The 706-nt window shown below is 66.1% G+C and carries 1 protein-coding gene; it reads right to left on the bottom strand.

All coding sequences use genetic code 11. The annotated features are described in order from the left end of the window. A partial coding sequence (locus ACTNB2_RS08855; RefSeq protein ID WP_441042641.1) for an SIS domain-containing protein occupies positions 1 to 706 on the bottom strand: 706 nt, incomplete at both ends.

The raw sequence follows: 706 nt of genomic DNA, 5'->3' as shown, positions 1-706 counted from the left end.
ACCGGGACGCCGGGCTCCACGAGCTCGAGGGTGCCGTGGAAGAAGTCGGCCGAGGTGATGTAGCGGGTGCGCTTCCACTGCATCTCCTCGAGGATGCACATCGAGAACAGGATCGTCTCGCCCCACAGGGCGCCGGAGCCGATGAACATGGTGTAGGGGGCCAGGGCGTACTTCTTGGCGAGCTCCTCGGCGCGCGGCTCGAAGCGCTTGCGGATATCGAGCATGTCCTTCCAGATGTCCTTGGTCTGCTCGATGAACAGGTCGAACTTGGGGAAGCAGCCGCGGCGGTTGAGCAGGCGCAGGCCGAAGCAGTCGGCGAGGTAGTAGCCCTTCTCGCAGCCGCCCGAACCATGGTCGGAAGCCATGGCGACGCAGTTCTCGGCGCCGACGGCCTGGCCGATCGGGCCCTCGGGCTTGGTCATGGCGTAGACGCGCACGCCCATGCCCTTCATCTTCTTGACGGCCTCGAGGACCTCGGGGGTGGTGCCGGACTCGGAGGCGGTGAGCACGACGGACTTCTCGGTCATGCGCTTGTGGCCGGAGACGTTCCACTCGGCGGCGTGGATCAGGTAGACCTCGAGGTCGCGGTCGCCGAACTTGTTCATGAGGTACTCGAGCTGCATGAGCTCGTCCCAGGTGCCGCCGACGCCCATCAGGAACACGGCGTCGTAGCCCTCGTCGGCGACCTTGTCGGCGAGCGCGGTCA

Source organism: Collinsella sp. HCP28S3_G2 (assembly GCF_052065125.1).
Lineage (GTDB): Bacteria > Actinomycetota > Coriobacteriia > Coriobacteriales > Coriobacteriaceae > Collinsella.
This window is presented reverse-complemented; position numbering and strand designations above follow the sequence as displayed.